Raw genomic sequence first — 15,139 nt, 5'->3', positions numbered from 1 at the left:
TTGCTGCTGATTTTAGCAAGATTTAAATGCTTGACCAATCCTTATCCGAAAAAAAGCTATCATGCGGTGTTAAAAAGCTTAAGCTGGCTGAGTCCCAATCTAGCCCTTGACCTAACTGTACTATAAAATCAGGGCTATTATATGTTGAAAGAGGATTTTACTATGTTACTTGGTATTCATCATGTGGCCATTATTTGTGGCGACTATGCACGCTCAAAGACCTTTTATCATCATATATTAGGCTTACGGATAATAGCTGAGAATTACCGCGCCGAACGTGACTCCTACAAGCTGGATTTAGCCTTACCCGATGGCAGCCAAATTGAACTCTTCTCTTTTAATAATGCACCGCTTAGACCCAGTTATCCCGAGGCTCAAGGGTTACGCCATTTAGCCTTTCGGGTCGATGATATTGATCAAGTGGTTGCACATTTGGTTTCCCACAATATTGATGTTGAGCCTATTCGCGTCGATGAATACACTCAAAAACGATTTACCTTTTTTAATGACCCCGACGGTTTACCGTTAGAGCTTTATGCTGATCATTTTTAATGCAAAATTAAGCCAAACTCTGTAGTCTCCTGCAACATTTTATCTGTTGTACTTATATTTGCAGGAGCGCTCATTTTTATGTCTATTACCGCCATACAAAATAAACTAAAAATCATTGATCGCAGTAAGACCTTTCAGGGGTTTGTGATTTTTGTCATCGTGGTGTCGGCATTATCGATTGGCGCTCACACCTATCATTTACCCCAATGGTTAGAAAGTAGCTTATGGGTGTTAGACATCGGCATTACGGTGTTTTTTCTTTTCGAATTAATTATTCGCTACCTTGCCAGTGATGGCGTTAAAAGCTTTTTTTCTAAAGGATGGAATATTTTCGACACCATTATTGTGATTGGCAGCTTAATTCCACTCGGCGGTTCAACCGTTTTACTGGCTCGATTATTAAGAATATTTCGGGTACTGCGTTTAGTGTCTATGGTGCCTGAGCTGCGAATGTTGATTAATGCTTTATTTAAAGCCATTCCTCGCATGGGCTACATAGTGTTATTGATGTTTGTCATTTTTTATATTTATGGCGCAGTAGGTAGCATGTTCTTTGCTCACATCAATGAGTTTTTATGGGGCGATGTGTCTATTGCCATGTTGACCCTGTTTCGTATTTCCACGTTCGAGTCGTGGACATCAATTATGTATGAAACCATGGCAGTTTATCCGTTAAGTTGGATGTTTTATTTAAGTTTTATCTTTTTAACCACCTTCACCTTTTTAAATATGATGGTGGGCACGGTATTAGATGTAATGAGTGAAGAAAGCCGTCTGATGAGTGAGGCAAAGGCGAAGCAAGCACTGGACGCACAGCTTGATGAAAAAACTACTGAAGTGACTGAAGTATCGACGGAGCCAACATCGACTACATCCCAAGTCGCGTCATACGCCAGCGTGGAAGATATGCAAAAGTTGCATGATAAAATTGATCAACTCACCGCCTTGGTTATTCAGCAGCAAGCATCTGTTTTAGCAAGTCAGGCAGCTGCTACAAAAGTGAAGTAAGTTCTGGTTGATGTACTCACCCTATACATTGGCAGCATCAAGCTGAATTGAACCTGTTGATATTAAAAACAAAGCCCTTAAAAATTTTCAAGGGCTTTTTTTATGGGTTCAGGTTAATCTAAATAGTTCATTTATAAGCACAAGGAATTCGAGTGTCGGCGCCGAATGTATTATCTTCTAAAAGCGCATCATCTAGCCGGGCTAAATCGTATTGGTTAGGCGCTTTGGCGGTGATGCCATTAACCATAGCGGTTATTCCATGGGGCATATTAGCGGGATCATTTGCGCTTGAGGTCGGGTTAACCGGCTTGCAAAGCCAAGCCATGTCAGCGATTATTTTTGCCGGTAGCGCCCAGCTAGTGGCGTTAGGGATGATAAAAGCCGGCGTTGGTTTAAGCGGTATTCTTATCACCACTTTGTTGATCACTTCACGTCACGTGTTATATGCAATGGCAATGCGTAATCGAATTAGTCCATTACCATTGAAGTGGCGATTGTCATTAGGTTTTCTATTAACCGATGAATTATTTGCGATAGCCAATCATGGCCAGCAACATAAGTTTGACCCCTGGTATGCCCTTGGTGGCGGCTTTACCTTTTATCTTGGGTGGAATATCGCGACCTTCATTGGCATTATAGCAGGACAAAATATTGATAATCTTGGTGAGCTCGGGCTAGATTTTGCCATCGCAGCCACCTTTATTGCCATTGTAGTGCCAACAGTGACTAAACCTTCGGTGTTAATTTGTGTGTTGGTGTCATTAGTATTAGCAGTAGTCTGTGCGGTATTAGGGTTACAATCTGGGTTATTAATTGCCTCATTGTCAGGCATGATAGCGGGTTACAGTTACGCTAAATTAACCGGCGAATTACAGTCGGAAAGTCAGCATTCAGAGCCTAATCCTCTTCAACCCGACGATGCTAGTAAGCAGGCTGCAAACAAGGAGGTGCAATAATGATTTGGTTAACAATTATTTTAATGGCGATTATTGTGTTTGCCAGTCGGCATATTTTATTAGAGCCTAAAGTGCCAATACGCTTAAACCAAAAAACACTGACTTTTTTAAGTTATTCCGCCCCTGCAGTGTTAACGGCTATTTTTGCTCCTATCGTGTTTGCGCCTGAAAGTCAGCTCGATATTTCATTGTCTAATCCTTACCTTATCTGCGCCGTCGTTGCGACATTACTGGCATGGCTGACTAAAAATACCCTATTAACCACTATTGTGAGTATGGGACTATTTTTTATTATTTATTAAACCGAACAGTAACTTTGGACGTAATAACTGTCATCTAGTTGTATTTAGAGTCAGTTACAATAATCAATGCAACTTTATTCAAGCGGATAAATTAAGCAGTCAAAGCTTAACTAAATAAACGTTAAATACTTAACGATATGAGACGTTAAATCTATTAGGCTTTTGATAATCCAAAACGCTGTGGTAGTTAATAAAGAGGATGTTATGAATAAAACGCTATTAATTACAGGCGTGGGTAAACGGATAGGTTATGCACTAGCAAAACACTTTTTAGCCCGTGGAGATAATGTGATTGGCACTTATCGCAGCCACTATGACAGCATAGAGCAGTTACGTAAGTTAGGTGCAACCCTTATTCAATGCGATTTAACTGATGCTGCATCGATAGTGCACTTGATTGAGCAAGTTAACGCATCTACTCGTTTAGACTGCATCATTCATAATGCCTCCGATTGGTTACCCGATAACAGCGGCTTAAGCGCCAGTGAAACCATTAATCGTATGATGCAAGTGCATGTAAATGCCCCTTACGAAATCAACTTAGCGCTAGCTGACTTACTGATCTCAACAGCGCAGTTAAATCATCAGACTATTGGTGCCAGCAATATTATTCATATTACTGACTATGTCGCCGAAAAGGGCAGTAAAAAACACATTGCCTATGCTGCTAGTAAAGCCGCGCTGCACAACTTAACCTTATCTTTTGCCGCAAAATTAGCGCCACACGTTAAAGTAAATTCTATTGCACCGGCAATGATTTTATTTAACGAACACGACGATGAAGCTTACAAAATCAAAGCGCTAGCTAAAGCGGTTTTACCCAAAGAAGCCGGTAATAGCGAAATTATTGCGCTAGTGGAATACCTACAATCAAGCCATTACGTTACCGGCCGCAGTTATGCGGTTGATGGTGGCAGGCATTTGGTGTAATCAACACAGTTTTAAATGAAGATAAAAAACATTTAGACTTCTAGATGGCTATTTGTTAGTGTGGATATTAATCAATATTTCACACTAACCATCACCACAAGGAAGGTTTATGTCAGCAGATACTCAGTTTACGGCAAATTTAAAGCTTGAATCGCTTGCGTTACACCATGGCTATAAGTCAGAAGCGACCACCAAGGCTGCTGCAGTGCCGATTTACCAAACCACGTCATACACCTTCGATGATACCCAGCACGGTGCCGATTTATTTGATTTAAAAGTACCTGGCAACATCTATACTCGCATAATGAACCCGACAACGGATGTGCTTGAACAACGCATGGCAGCCATTGAAGGTGGCATTGCAGCCTTGGCCGTTGCATCAGGTATGGCAGCAATTACGTATGCGATTCAGGCGTTAACCCAGGTCGGCGATAACATTGTTAGTACTAGCCAGTTATACGGTGGCACCTATAATTTATTTGCCCATACGTTGCCGCGCCAAGGCGTTGAAGTGCGTATGGCAGCGTATGATGATTACGCGGGTCTTGATGCGCTAATTGATGATAAAACCAAAGCACTATTTTGTGAGTCAATAGGTAATCCAGCCGGTAATGTGGTCGACTTACAGCGTTTAGCTGAAATTGCCCATAAACATGGCGTGCCGTTAATTGTTGATAATACCGTAGCAACACCAGTGTTATGTCGTGCATTCGACCACGGTGCTGACATTGTTATTCACTCACTGACCAAATACATAGGCGGTCACGGTACTACCATTGGCGGAGTGATTATTGATTCAGGTAAATTTGATTGGGTGGCGAATAAAGCCCGTTTTGGATTATTAAATGAGCCAGATCCGTCTTATCACGGAGTGGTTTATACCCAGGCGCCTTTGGCCCTGCTGCATTTATTGGCCGTTGTCGCGTAGTGCCGCTACGTAATACGGGTGCTGCATTATCACCACAAAGCGCATTTTTGTTACTACAAGGTCTAGAAACATTGAGCTTACGCATGGAGCGCCATTGTAGTAACGCCTTAACTTTAGCTCAGTTTTTAGAAAATCATCCTAACGTCAGCTGGGTGAATTATGCCGCGCTACCGAATAGCCCACAATTTGAACGTTGTCAGAAAATTACTGGCGGTAAAGCCTCTGGTATTGTTAGCTTTGGTATTAAAGCGGCAGATGCGCAGGCTGGTAAAGTCGCGGGCGGTAAGTTTATTGATGCACTGCAAATGGTGTTACGTCTAGTGAATATTGGTGATGCCAAGTCACTTGCGTGTCACCCAGCCAGTACTACTCACAGACAACTGGATGCCGCTGAGCTTGCTAAGGCGGGTGTATCAGAGGACCTAGTCAGAATCTCTGTGGGTATTGAACATATCGACGATATTATTGCCGATGTGAGTCAGGCGCTGGATAAAGCTTCAAGTTAATGCACTGTTAACTGCAGTGTAATTAAGCGCTAAAAGTAAACGTTAGCTTAAACAAAAATCCCCATTACATATCAATGTAATGGGGATTTTTGTTATCAAGCAGCCTATAAAAGCTAAGCGGGCTAAATGACTAGGTCCGTTGAACTTCGCTGCAAAAACAATCTTGAAAGTTCAACAGACCCTAGACGCCTGCTTTGGCTAAACGTCGTGTTGGGGTTATCACTAATGGCAGCGGAATATCCCAACACTCAATCGGTAAATGGCTCACCTGTTGGCAGTCGTGGGCAAATCCAACCGCCAGAGGTTTATTGTTCACGCTGTTTTTTAAGGTTCGGTCGTAATAGCCGCCACCCATTCCCATACGATTACAACTAGCATCAAACGCCACCAGTGGGGTGACAATCATGTCTAGCTTGGGCGTAGGAATTATGTCTTGTACATTAAGTTTAGGCTCTGAAATACCAAACTTATTCTTAATCAATACCGAGTCGCGATGGTAGTGGCAAAATAATAAATGACCTGGACTGAATGGATGTATTAAGGGTAAATAGGTTTTCACCCCAATATGCCATAACGCTTCAATCAGCTTTTCGGTTGCTAACTCACCATCATGACTAAAGTACAATGCGACGTGCTCGGCATTACGTTGCTGAATTTCAGCTAACATATGGCGGCTAGCAATTAAGGCTAATTGGTGTTGTTCCGCAACGGTAAAGCTTTTACGCTCATGACGAATGTGGCGGCGAATAAAGTCACGGCTCATGCCCTGACTATCGAACAAGGCATAACGCTCTTGGTTGCTTAGTTCAAAACCAGAATCTTGATGGGCTAGATTATCAATATGTAAGTGTTGATTATTGGCATCTACAGCAGACAGGGCTTGATTAGCACTGTCTAAGTTTTTATTTACTGATGAAAAGTATGTAGTATTAGCGGGCTCTGACTCTGCAGGTAATTCAGCAGTGTTCATGTAGCGAGTAATAGTCATAAATTAGGATGCTCCCCAAGATACCGTAGTAGGTGTAAGCCCTTGAACCGTAGGTTCAAGGCGGGTAAATGTTCATATCCTAAGGCTTCTCGATACGAGCCGAGCATGCACAATGTCAATGAAAGCATTCACCCTGGGTTTGTAAATATCGGCACAGGGACATTACCCACACACGCGTATCCCAGGGAGCAAAACAGGTTGATAATTGCTAAAGCAAGTATCTAAAACTTATTTTAGTCGTCCTTGCGGCTTCTTTCAATCAACGAATGTTCCAATGTTGATTGTAACAAAGAAATACGCTCGTCCATTTGCGCCATATAGTGTCTATTTTTTTGCTTTTCTTCGTACAGCTCGTTACCAATATTAAGCGCGGCCATAATGGCTAATTCTTCACGACTTAAATTATTGGTACGGGTTTTAAGGTTGGTCAGTTGTTTTTCGACCTCGCTAGCCACCGAGCGTAAGGTATCCTCGCGTCCTTTTGGACATGCGATAGAGTAGGTGCGCCCTAGAAGGGTTATTTCAACTGCGCTGGTACTCATAATGTCGCGGCAAGATCCTTTAATAAAAGCTTATTTTGTTAAAGCCGAACTATATAGGTGTGCCTATCAAAGCGCAAGGCAAGTGCACGCCTTTTTAACTATTTGCTGGATGTCTGAGCAAATCTGTCTTTTATCTCACATCATGGCTGCAAGTATTTGGCGCAAATAGCGAACTCTGCTAGCATTGGGAAAGTTATCGCCCATTAGGAAATCACCATGGCAACCCCACCTTCATTATGTATCGACAACCTTAAAAAAGCGCTCGACGACGCCGAAATTGGCCAGCATCCTGTTGAAGTACATGGCGCATTAGTCGGATTAATTTGTGGTGGTGTAGATCAAGAAAACCATGCATGGGTAGCGCCGTTAATTGATTTAATGAATGACGGCCAGCCGCTAGAAACCAGTTTACTGCAGTTAATAAATGAGCTTTACCAGGACACTGTCGCCCGTTTGGTAGATTTTGATTTTGGTTTTACCTTACTACTGCCAGAAGAAGAAGTATCGTTATCACATCGTGTTGAAGCCCTGTCGTTATGGACCCAAAGCTTTTTAACCGGTATTGCCATTATTCAGCCTAAATTGAACCAGGCATCGGCCGACGTCAAAGAAGTGATAAAAGATTTAGCCGAAATTGCCCAAGTTGAATTTGATGTTGGCGAAGATGAAGAATCAGAAACCGCTTACGTAGAGTTACAAGAGTTTGTGCGTATGGCCGCGATTTTATGTTACGCCGAGTTTGGTCCTGAGCCATCAATGGATAACGCAGATGACACTCAAAAAGTGCATTAATATTTGATCGCCCGTTTCGGTTTTGATCGTATGTTTAGCTAGTGTGCTTTGACCAATAGACGGTGTGCTTTAACCAGTAAGCAATGAGTTGATATATGAGTTCAGCATCCACAGCAGTATTACAACCCTTTGATATCGTCATTGTTGGCGGCGCCATGGCGGGTGCCTCATTAGCCTTAGGCTTAGCTAAGCTAAATCAAGGCCGAACACAGACGTTATCTATTGCCCTTATTGAAGCACATCAAGCCGACGACAGTCACCCAGGGTTTGATGCCCGCTCAATTGCCATTGCCCACGGCTCTATTTTTGAACTTGAACGTTTAGGTATCTGGCCCAAACTGAGCCATTTAGGTACCGCCATTGCCGACATTCATATCTCTGATCGTGGTCATTTTGGTATGACTGAACTCAATGCCAAACCATTAGGTTTACCGGCATTAGGTCAGGTGGTTGAACTAGCCCAAGTGGGTAAAGTGTTATTTGAACAACTGCAACAAGCCAATATCAGTTTGTTTTGTCCGGCTAAACTCAGCCAGTTAACCACAGACACCGACGGCCATTATTTAACTCTGGACGATGGCAGCAGGCTAAGTGCTAAATTGCTGGTGGCCGCAGACGGTGCCAACTCAGTGGTTCGTCAGCAACTTAATCAAGGTGCTGACAGTATAGACTTTAACCAAAGTGCCATTGTCGCCAATATTCAAACCGACCAACCGCATCAAAACTGTGCCTATGAACGCTTTACCGAAACAGGCCCGCTAGCTCTGCTGCCTATGGGCAATGTAAAGGGAATGCAAGCCAAAAATAGTGCTAGATTATCGCTTGTGTGGGCCGTATCGCCAGCGCAAGCACAGCAATTAGCACACACAGATGAAGCAGATTTTTTACAGCAATTGCAGCACGTTTTTGGCAATAGAGTAGGGCGTTTTACTCAAGTGGGTAAACGAGTGACCTATCCATTAACATTAACCACTATGGCGCGACCGATATTTCATCGCTGCGTGTTTATTGGTAATGCGGCGCAAACACTGCACCCAATTGCAGGGCAAGGGTTTAACTTAGGCTTACGTGACGTGGTGGGTTTGATCAAAGTGATTGAGTCTGAGCTTAATCGTCAACCTACCACTGATAAAAATCTAGATGCCGAGACTAAAACGGATGCCGCAATTGATGTCGGTACAAGCGCTATTTTGCATCAATATTTAGCATCGCGCCAAAGTGATCGCGACAGCACGCTACGTAACATTGAGTTTTTAGTACGCGGGTTTTCTAATCAACACTGGCCACTCGTGGCAGGACGTTCAATAGGATTACGATTACTGTCTTGGCTGCCGCCGTTAAAACGTCCCGTTGCCCAAATTGCGATGGGCTGGCGTTAGCGGCTTAGTGCTGATTATTATAGATTAAACGACTTAAATTTTGACTGACGCTTTAAAAGGACACTGCTATGTACACCACCCAAACTTTTGATGTCGCCATAGTGGGCGGCGGTATGGTCGGCCTAGCGACCGCAATTGGTTTAGCTGAAGCCAATTTAACTGTGGTGGTTATTGATGCTGGCAGTACACAAGCTCCCAGTGGTGAACCTAAACTACGAGTCAGTGCGATTAATAAAGCCAGTCAGCAACTGTTAACCAACTTAGGCGCATGGCAAATTCTGGACCATAGCCGAGTCAGCCCTTATCAAAAAATGCAGGTGTGGGACAAAGACGGCATGGGCAAAATTGAATTCGACTCCCACTCAATCAGCGAAAATCATCTCGGCGCGATCATTGAAAACGACGCCATAAGCTTTGCCCTAGCCAAACGCGTCAGTGAACTCAGCAACATTACCTATATTGAACAACAAAAACTGCAACGCATTGCCTTTGGTGAACGTGAAGCCTGGTTAACCCTTGAAAACGGCGACAATATCTCAGCCGCACTGGTGATTGGTGCAGACGGCGCCAATTCCTGGGTGCGTCAGCAATGCCAAATACCGCTAACATTCTGGGACTACGGCCACCATGCCATTGTCGCCACCGTTAGGACCGAACTTAGCCATGACGCTACCGCGCGGCAAGCATTTTTGCCCGACGGCCCCTTAGCTATGTTGCCGCTATATGACGACAATTTATGCTCAATTGTGTGGTCAACTTCACCACAGCAAGCCGAGCAATTATTGGCTGTTGACGATAAAGTCTTCGGCAAAGCCCTTACCGCCGCATTAGACAGTCGTTTAGGTGTATGTGAAGTGGTCAGCGAGCGCCATGCATTTCCGTTAAGAATGCGCTATGCCCGTCATTTTGCCCGCCACCGTTTGGTGCTAGCAGGAGACGCCGCCCACACTATTCATCCATTAGCCGGACAAGGGGTTAACCTAGGCTTTTTAGATGCTGCCAGTATTATTCAAACTGTGGCTGAACTGCATGAACAAGGCAAAGATATTGGTGATTATCGCCATTTGCGTGCATTAGAACGCTGGCGCAAAGCGGATGCAATGGAGATGATAGCCACTATGGAAGGCTTTAAAAGACTCTTTGCTGGACGCAATCCGCTTAAAAAAGCCATCCGCGACATCGGATTATCGCTGGTGGATAATGTTGCTGGGCTAAAAACAGTGTTCATCAGACAAGCCATGGGTAACAAGATGACATTACCTAAACTGTGTCGTGAATCGATTTCTTCCTAATAATCCTTAAAATCGCTTATATATCAGGCCATCCAGCGCGATTGATGTTTTTAATCTAAACCAGCTGTAAATTTATTACAGCTTTCGCATTAGCCAAACTAATGCGAAGTAAGTCGGATTAGAAAATTTTCTGGTATACAATTTCACTCTGCCGAGTATAATTTTGTCCAAATTTTAGCAAATACCTAGGTCGTGTTTCTAACATGGCACTACCCACAATAAGGGATAATAATGGCTAGCAAAACGGTACTCTTCAATAAGCATTTAGCATCAAAAGCCAAGATGGTCGATTTTTACGGCTGGGAAATGCCAATTAACTATGGTTCACAAATAGAAGAGCATCACGCTGTTCGTCAAGATGCGGGCATGTTCGACGTGTCACACATGACCGTTGTTGACGTCACAGGCACAGACGCTTGTGCATTTTTACGTAAACTATTAGCTAACGATGTTGCTAAACTTCAAGTCGCGGGCAAAGCCTTATACGGCGGTATGCTAGACGAAAACGCCGGTATCATTGATGATTTAATCACTTACTACCTGACCGACACCCATTACCGCGTGGTGGTTAACTCAGCCACACGTGTCAAAGATTTAGCCTGGATCAACAAGCAAGCCGCCGCATTTGATGTGACCATTACCGAGCGTCCAGAGCTAGCAATGATCGCTGTTCAAGGTCCTAACGCTAAAGCGAAAGCCGCCAAAGTATTCAATGCTGAGCAAAATGCCGCAGTCGAAGGCATGAAGCCATTTTTTGGTGTGCAGTCTGGCAGCTTATTCATTGCTACCACAGGTTATACCGGTGAAACAGGTTACGAGATTATTGTGCCTGAAGACGAAGCTGAAGCCCTATGGCAAGCCTTGTTAGACGTTGAAGTGCGTCCATGTGGTTTAGGCGCACGTGACACTTTGCGTTTAGAAGCCGGCATGAACCTATACGGTTTAGACATGGACGAAAGCATTAATCCATTAGCCGCTAACATGGGCTGGACTATCGCGTGGGAACCAACTGACCGTGACTTTATTGGCCGCGCCGCATTAACGGCATTAAAAGCCGCTGGTACTGAAAAATTAGTCGGACTGGTTATGGAAGAAAAAGGTGTTTTACGCCATGATATGGCAGTGTTTTTTACCGACGAAAACGGTGTAGAGCATCAAGGTGCGATCACCAGCGGGACTTTCTCGCCAACTTTAGGCTATTCTATTGCCATGGCACGTGTACCTAATGGTATTGGTGCTACAGCAGAAGTTGAAATGCGTAAAAAACGTGTCGCGGTAAAAGTAATCGCACCAAGCTTTGTACGCAATGGTAAGCAAGCATTCTAAGCTTATGGTTCAGTACCACGAAATTATTGATTAAGCACTAAAATATCAGATAAAGGATAACAACAATGAGCAATATTCCAGCAGATTTGAAATACGCCTCTTCACACGAGTGGATCCGTCTTGAAACCGATGGTAGCTACACAGTAGGTATTACTGAACATGCTCAAGAGCTTTTAGGTGACATGGTATTCGTTGAATTACCAGAAGTGGGCGACACAGTTACTGCGGGTGAAGATTGTGCAGTAGCAGAATCTGTTAAAGCCGCATCAGATATCTATGCACCTATTTCAGGTGAAGTGATTGCGGTGAATGAATCATTAGAAGATTCACCAGAAAACGTTAACAGCGATGCATACGGCGAAGGTTGGTTTTTCCGCGTAATGCCATCTGATACGTCAGAAGTTGACGGTTTATTAGATGCTGACGGCTATCAAGAAGTTATCGACGAAGAGTAAATCTTGTCGACACTGAGAAGCTCCCTCGGGAGCTTCTTTGTTTTGTGTTGCTAAAAGCCGCGTAAATAATGTCAGCAAAAATGACCCTTTTTTGATGATAGCGGCGTATTAGACTGTTGTTACACATACCACTACTTTACACATACCCAGTTACTGTGCCCTACAGCTTACAACTGGCATTTTGGGAACAAGGTTAACCATGACCAAGCAAACTCTTACACAATTAGAACAGCACGAATTATTTTTAACTCGTCACATTGGTCCTAGTGCAGCTCAACAACAAGAAATGTTGAACTTTGTCGGCGCTGAGTCTTTAGAAGACTTAACCGCACAAACTGTGCCTGGAAAAATTCGTTTACCACAAGACCTTACCATAGGTGATTCTTGTGGCGAAGCTGAAGGTATTAGCTACATCCGTGACATAGCCGATCAAAATAAAGTATTTAAAAACTATATCGGTATGGGTTACTACGGTGTGCAAGTGCCTAATGTTATTTTGCGTAACGTGTTTGAAAATCCAGGTTGGTACACGGCTTACACCCCTTACCAGCCAGAAATCGCCCAGGGTCGTTTAGAAGCTATTCTTAACTTCCAACAAGTGTCGATGGACTTAACCGGTCTTGATTTAGCCTCAGCATCATTATTAGATGAAGCCACCGCAGCGGCAGAGGCTATGGCATTAGCCAAGCGCGTGTCGAAAGCGAAAAAAGCCAACATATTCTTCGTTGCCGATGACGTATTCCCACAAACATTAGACGTAGTCAAAACCCGTGCTGAATGTTTTGGTTTTGAAGTGGTAGTTGGCCCAGCATCAGAGGCCGTTAATTACGAGCTATTTGGCGCGTTATTCCAATACACCAACCGTCATGGTAAAATTAGCGATTATTCTGAGTTATTTGCCACATTACGTGACAATAAAGTTATCGTTACCGTTGCGACTGACATCATGTCTTTAGTATTACTAAAGTCACCAGGTTCAATGGGCGCAGACGTAGTATTTGGTAGTGCCCAGCGTTTTGGCGTACCAATGGGATACGGCGGACCACACGCAGCATTCTTCGTTGCCCGTGACGAGCACAAACGTTCAATGCCAGGTCGTATTATTGGTGTGTCTAAAGACACCCGTGGTAACCCAGCACTACGTATGGCAATGCAAACGCGCGAGCAACATATTCGCCGCGAAAAAGCCAACTCAAACATTTGTACCGCACAAATATTATTAGCCAACATGGCATCGTTTTATGCGGTATTCCACGGCCCACAAGGTTTAAAAACTATTGCGTCACGCATTAACCGTTTTGCCGATATTCTTGCAGCAGGCCTACAAGCTAAAGGTTTAAGCCTAGTGAATAGCACTTGGTTTGACACCATCAGTGTTAAAGGTGCCGATGTTGCTGCCATTAATGCCCGCGCGATTGCCGCAAGCATTAACTTGCGTATCGATGCCGACGGCGTGTTCGGTGTCAGCTTAGATGAAACTACAGTACGTAAAGATGTTAGCGCATTATTTGACGTGATTTTAGGCGCAGGCCACGGCTTAGATGTTGCCGCATTAGATGCGCAAATCGTGGCAAACGGTAGCCAATCAATTCCTGCAGCCTTAGTGCGTCAAGATGCCATTTTGACCCATCCAACGTTTAATCGCTACCAAAGCGAAACGGAAATGATGCGTTATATTAAGCGTCTAGAAAACAAAGATTTAGCGTTAAACCACTCAATGATCTCGTTAGGCTCATGTACCATGAAGCTAAACGCCGCAGTAGAAATGCTACCGGTAAGCTGGCCAGAATTTGCGAACATGCACCCATTCTGCCCACTTGATCAAGCACAGGGTTACACTAAGTTAATCAATGAATTATCTGAGTACCTAGTCAAAATCACCGGTTACGATGAAGTGTGCATTCAACCTAACTCAGGCGCACAGGGTGAGTATGCTGGCCTATTAGCGATTAAAAAATACCACGAGTCTCGCGGTGACGCGCACCGTGATATCTGTTTAATACCTCAGTCAGCACACGGTACTAACCCAGCATCAGCACAACTTGCTGGTATGAAAGTTGTGGTCACCGCCTGTGACAAAGAAGGTAACGTTGATTTAGTCGATTTACGTGCTAAAGCATCAGAGTTAGCCGACAGCCTGTCGTGCATCATGATCACTTACCCATCTACCCACGGTGTGTATGAAGAATCAATTCGCGAAGTGTGTGACATAGTGCACGAGTTTGGGGGCCAAGTTTACCTAGACGGCGCCAACATGAACGCCCAGGTTGGCTTAACATCTCCAGGCTTTATCGGTGCTGACGTATCGCATTTAAACCTACACAAAACCTTTGCTATCCCGCACGGCGGTGGTGGTCCAGGTATGGGCCCAATTGGTGTTAAAGCACACCTTGCGCCATTTGTAGCTGGCCACGTAGTGATTAAGCCAGGCCGTGTAAGCGACCACAACGGTGCAGTATCAGCAGCGCCTTATGGCAGTGCAAGTATTCTACCTATCAGCTGGATGTACATTAAGCTTTTAGGCACTAAGGGTATTAAGCAATCAACCCAAACTGCGCTACTGAATGCAAACTACGTGATGAAGAAGCTTGCACCACATTACCCAGTATTGTTCACTGGCCGTAATGACCGTGTAGCACACGAATGTATTATTGATTTACGCCCATTAAAAGAAACCTCAGGCGTGACTGAAATGGACATCGCTAAGCGTCTAAACGACTACGGCTTCCATTCACCAACCATGAGCTTCCCAGTAGCGGGTACGTTAATGATTGAGCCAACGGAATCTGAATCTAAAGTTGAATTAGATCGTTTTGTTGAAGCCATGATCTCTATTCGCGGCGAAATCGCTCAAGTAGAAGCAGGCGAGTGGCCAGTAGACAACAACCCATTACACAACGCACCACACACCATGGCCGACATTATGGACCCAGAGTTTGACTCACGTCCGTACAGCCGCGAAGTGGCCGTGTTCCCAACAGCATCAGTTAAAGCCAACAAGTTCTGGCCAACGGTAAACCGTATTGATGATGTTTATGGGGATAGAAACTTGATGTGTAGTTGCGCACCAATGGAAGATTATCAGTAAATGATAATGGCTACTTGGCCTCGATAATACGGCTTCAGTTTAAGGTTTTTACTGCTCATTGACACCAGTCAACTCCGCGGCGAAAACCTCAAACT

The 15,139-nt window shown here is 44.1% G+C and carries 13 protein-coding genes, 1 other RNA gene and 1 pseudogene; 12 read left to right on the top strand and 3 right to left on the bottom strand.

What is annotated here, in order from left to right; genetic code table 11:
• The first annotated feature begins 162 nt into the window (after window positions 1-162).
• From gloA2 to ACRWQN_RS17275, 6 genes and pseudogenes are all read left to right on the top strand, one after another.
• Window positions 163-552: an SMU1112c/YaeR family gloxylase I-like metalloprotein gene (gloA2, locus tag ACRWQN_RS17300; RefSeq protein ID WP_434931963.1), complete on the top strand. Its 390-nt coding sequence runs from the start codon at window positions 163-165 to the stop codon at window positions 550-552.
• 78 nt (window positions 553-630) lie between these two features.
• The gene (locus ACRWQN_RS17295) at window positions 631-1,560 is read left to right on the top strand and encodes an ion transporter (protein ID WP_434939111.1); all 930 of its coding nucleotides are present in this window, start codon (window positions 631-633) and stop codon (window positions 1,558-1,560) included.
• Between the two features lie 224 nt (window positions 1,561-1,784).
• Window positions 1,785-2,516 carry an AzlC family ABC transporter permease gene (locus ACRWQN_RS17290; protein ID WP_434940694.1) on the top strand — a complete coding sequence of 244 codons (732 nt, stop codon included), beginning with the start codon at window positions 1,785-1,787 and terminating at the stop codon, window positions 2,514-2,516.
• The gene (locus tag ACRWQN_RS17285; RefSeq protein ID WP_226413380.1) at window positions 2,516-2,818 is read left to right on the top strand and encodes an AzlD domain-containing protein; all 303 of its coding nucleotides are present in this window, start codon (window positions 2,516-2,518) and stop codon (window positions 2,816-2,818) included. The genes ACRWQN_RS17290 and ACRWQN_RS17285 overlap by 1 nt, the downstream gene beginning before the upstream one ends.
• Before the next feature lie 204 nt (window positions 2,819-3,022).
• On the top strand, window positions 3,023-3,748 hold the full coding sequence (gene folM / locus ACRWQN_RS17280; RefSeq protein WP_434939110.1) for a dihydromonapterin reductase: 726 nt from the start codon (window positions 3,023-3,025) through the stop codon (window positions 3,746-3,748).
• A 109-nt stretch (window positions 3,749-3,857) separates the two neighbouring features.
• Window positions 3,858-5,182: pseudogene (locus ACRWQN_RS17275) on the top strand (O-acetylhomoserine aminocarboxypropyltransferase/cysteine synthase family protein).
• Window positions 5,183-5,363: 181 nt separating this feature from the next.
• Here the strand turns inward: ACRWQN_RS17275 and ACRWQN_RS17270 are convergent.
• The 3 genes from ACRWQN_RS17270 to ACRWQN_RS17260 form a co-directional block, all read right to left on the bottom strand.
• On the bottom strand, window positions 5,364-6,170 hold the full coding sequence (locus tag ACRWQN_RS17270) for a 5-formyltetrahydrofolate cyclo-ligase (RefSeq protein WP_434927124.1): 807 nt from the start codon (window positions 6,168-6,170) through the stop codon (window positions 5,364-5,366).
• A gap of 8 nt (window positions 6,171-6,178) precedes the next feature.
• A non-coding RNA gene (gene ssrS / locus ACRWQN_RS17265) (6S RNA) lies at window positions 6,179-6,361 on the bottom strand.
• A gap of 42 nt (window positions 6,362-6,403) precedes the next feature.
• Complete coding sequence (locus ACRWQN_RS17260) at window positions 6,404-6,712, bottom strand: cell division protein ZapA (protein WP_226413388.1); 309 nt, start codon at window positions 6,710-6,712, stop codon at window positions 6,404-6,406.
• 216 nt (window positions 6,713-6,928) lie between these two features.
• Between ACRWQN_RS17260 and ACRWQN_RS17255 the strand changes: the two genes are divergently transcribed.
• The 6 genes from ACRWQN_RS17255 to gcvP all read left to right on the top strand — a co-directional run bounded on the left by ACRWQN_RS17255 (window position 6,929) and on the right by gcvP (window position 15,044).
• Window positions 6,929-7,504 carry a UPF0149 family protein gene (locus ACRWQN_RS17255; protein ID WP_434939109.1) on the top strand — a complete coding sequence of 192 codons (576 nt, stop codon included), beginning with the start codon at window positions 6,929-6,931 and terminating at the stop codon, window positions 7,502-7,504.
• A gap of 95 nt (window positions 7,505-7,599) precedes the next feature.
• Window positions 7,600-8,883 carry a 2-octaprenyl-6-methoxyphenyl hydroxylase gene (ubiH, locus tag ACRWQN_RS17250; RefSeq protein WP_434939108.1) on the top strand — a complete coding sequence of 428 codons (1,284 nt, stop codon included), beginning with the start codon at window positions 7,600-7,602 and terminating at the stop codon, window positions 8,881-8,883.
• Between the two features lie 68 nt (window positions 8,884-8,951).
• Complete coding sequence (locus tag ACRWQN_RS17245) at window positions 8,952-10,175, top strand: FAD-dependent oxidoreductase (protein WP_434939107.1); 1,224 nt, start codon at window positions 8,952-8,954, stop codon at window positions 10,173-10,175.
• Between the two features lie 231 nt (window positions 10,176-10,406).
• Window positions 10,407-11,501, top strand: coding sequence for a glycine cleavage system aminomethyltransferase GcvT (gene gcvT, locus ACRWQN_RS17240; RefSeq protein ID WP_434939106.1), 1,095 nt, complete (start codon window positions 10,407-10,409; stop codon window positions 11,499-11,501).
• Between the two features lie 65 nt (window positions 11,502-11,566).
• Window positions 11,567-11,956, top strand: coding sequence for a glycine cleavage system protein GcvH (gene gcvH, locus ACRWQN_RS17235; protein ID WP_434927120.1), 390 nt, complete (start codon window positions 11,567-11,569; stop codon window positions 11,954-11,956).
• A gap of 199 nt (window positions 11,957-12,155) precedes the next feature.
• Window positions 12,156-15,044: an aminomethyl-transferring glycine dehydrogenase gene (gene gcvP / locus ACRWQN_RS17230; RefSeq protein WP_434939104.1), complete on the top strand. Its 2,889-nt coding sequence runs from the start codon at window positions 12,156-12,158 to the stop codon at window positions 15,042-15,044.
• Window positions 15,045-15,139: the final 95 nt, after the last annotated feature.

The sequence above is a fragment of the Shewanella sp. HL-SH8 genome, assembly GCF_051165765.1.
In the GTDB taxonomy this organism is placed as follows: domain Bacteria; phylum Pseudomonadota; class Gammaproteobacteria; order Enterobacterales; family Shewanellaceae; genus Shewanella; species Shewanella glacialimarina.
The sequence above is the reverse complement of the archived record's forward strand: the minus strand, read 5'-3'. Positions and strand labels throughout refer to the sequence as shown.

Coding starts and splice junctions, on each gene's coding strand:
- gloA2 (WP_434931963.1), top strand. CDS start 163: ATGTTACTTGGTATTCATCATGTGGCCATTATTTGTGGCGACTATGCA.
- ACRWQN_RS17295 (WP_434939111.1), top strand. CDS start 631: ATGTCTATTACCGCCATACAAAATAAACTAAAAATCATTGATCGCAGT.
- ACRWQN_RS17285 (WP_226413380.1), top strand. CDS start 2,516: ATGATTTGGTTAACAATTATTTTAATGGCGATTATTGTGTTTGCCAGT.
- folM (WP_434939110.1), top strand. CDS start 3,023: ATGAATAAAACGCTATTAATTACAGGCGTGGGTAAACGGATAGGTTAT.
- ACRWQN_RS17270 (WP_434927124.1), bottom strand. CDS start 6,170: ATGACTATTACTCGCTACATGAACACTGCTGAATTACCTGCAGAGTCA.
- ACRWQN_RS17260 (WP_226413388.1), bottom strand. CDS start 6,712: ATGAGTACCAGCGCAGTTGAAATAACCCTTCTAGGGCGCACCTACTCT.
- ACRWQN_RS17255 (WP_434939109.1), top strand. CDS start 6,929: ATGGCAACCCCACCTTCATTATGTATCGACAACCTTAAAAAAGCGCTC.
- ubiH (WP_434939108.1), top strand. CDS start 7,600: ATGAGTTCAGCATCCACAGCAGTATTACAACCCTTTGATATCGTCATT.
- ACRWQN_RS17245 (WP_434939107.1), top strand. CDS start 8,952: ATGTACACCACCCAAACTTTTGATGTCGCCATAGTGGGCGGCGGTATG.
- gcvT (WP_434939106.1), top strand. CDS start 10,407: ATGGCTAGCAAAACGGTACTCTTCAATAAGCATTTAGCATCAAAAGCC.
- gcvH (WP_434927120.1), top strand. CDS start 11,567: ATGAGCAATATTCCAGCAGATTTGAAATACGCCTCTTCACACGAGTGG.
- gcvP (WP_434939104.1), top strand. CDS start 12,156: ATGACCAAGCAAACTCTTACACAATTAGAACAGCACGAATTATTTTTA.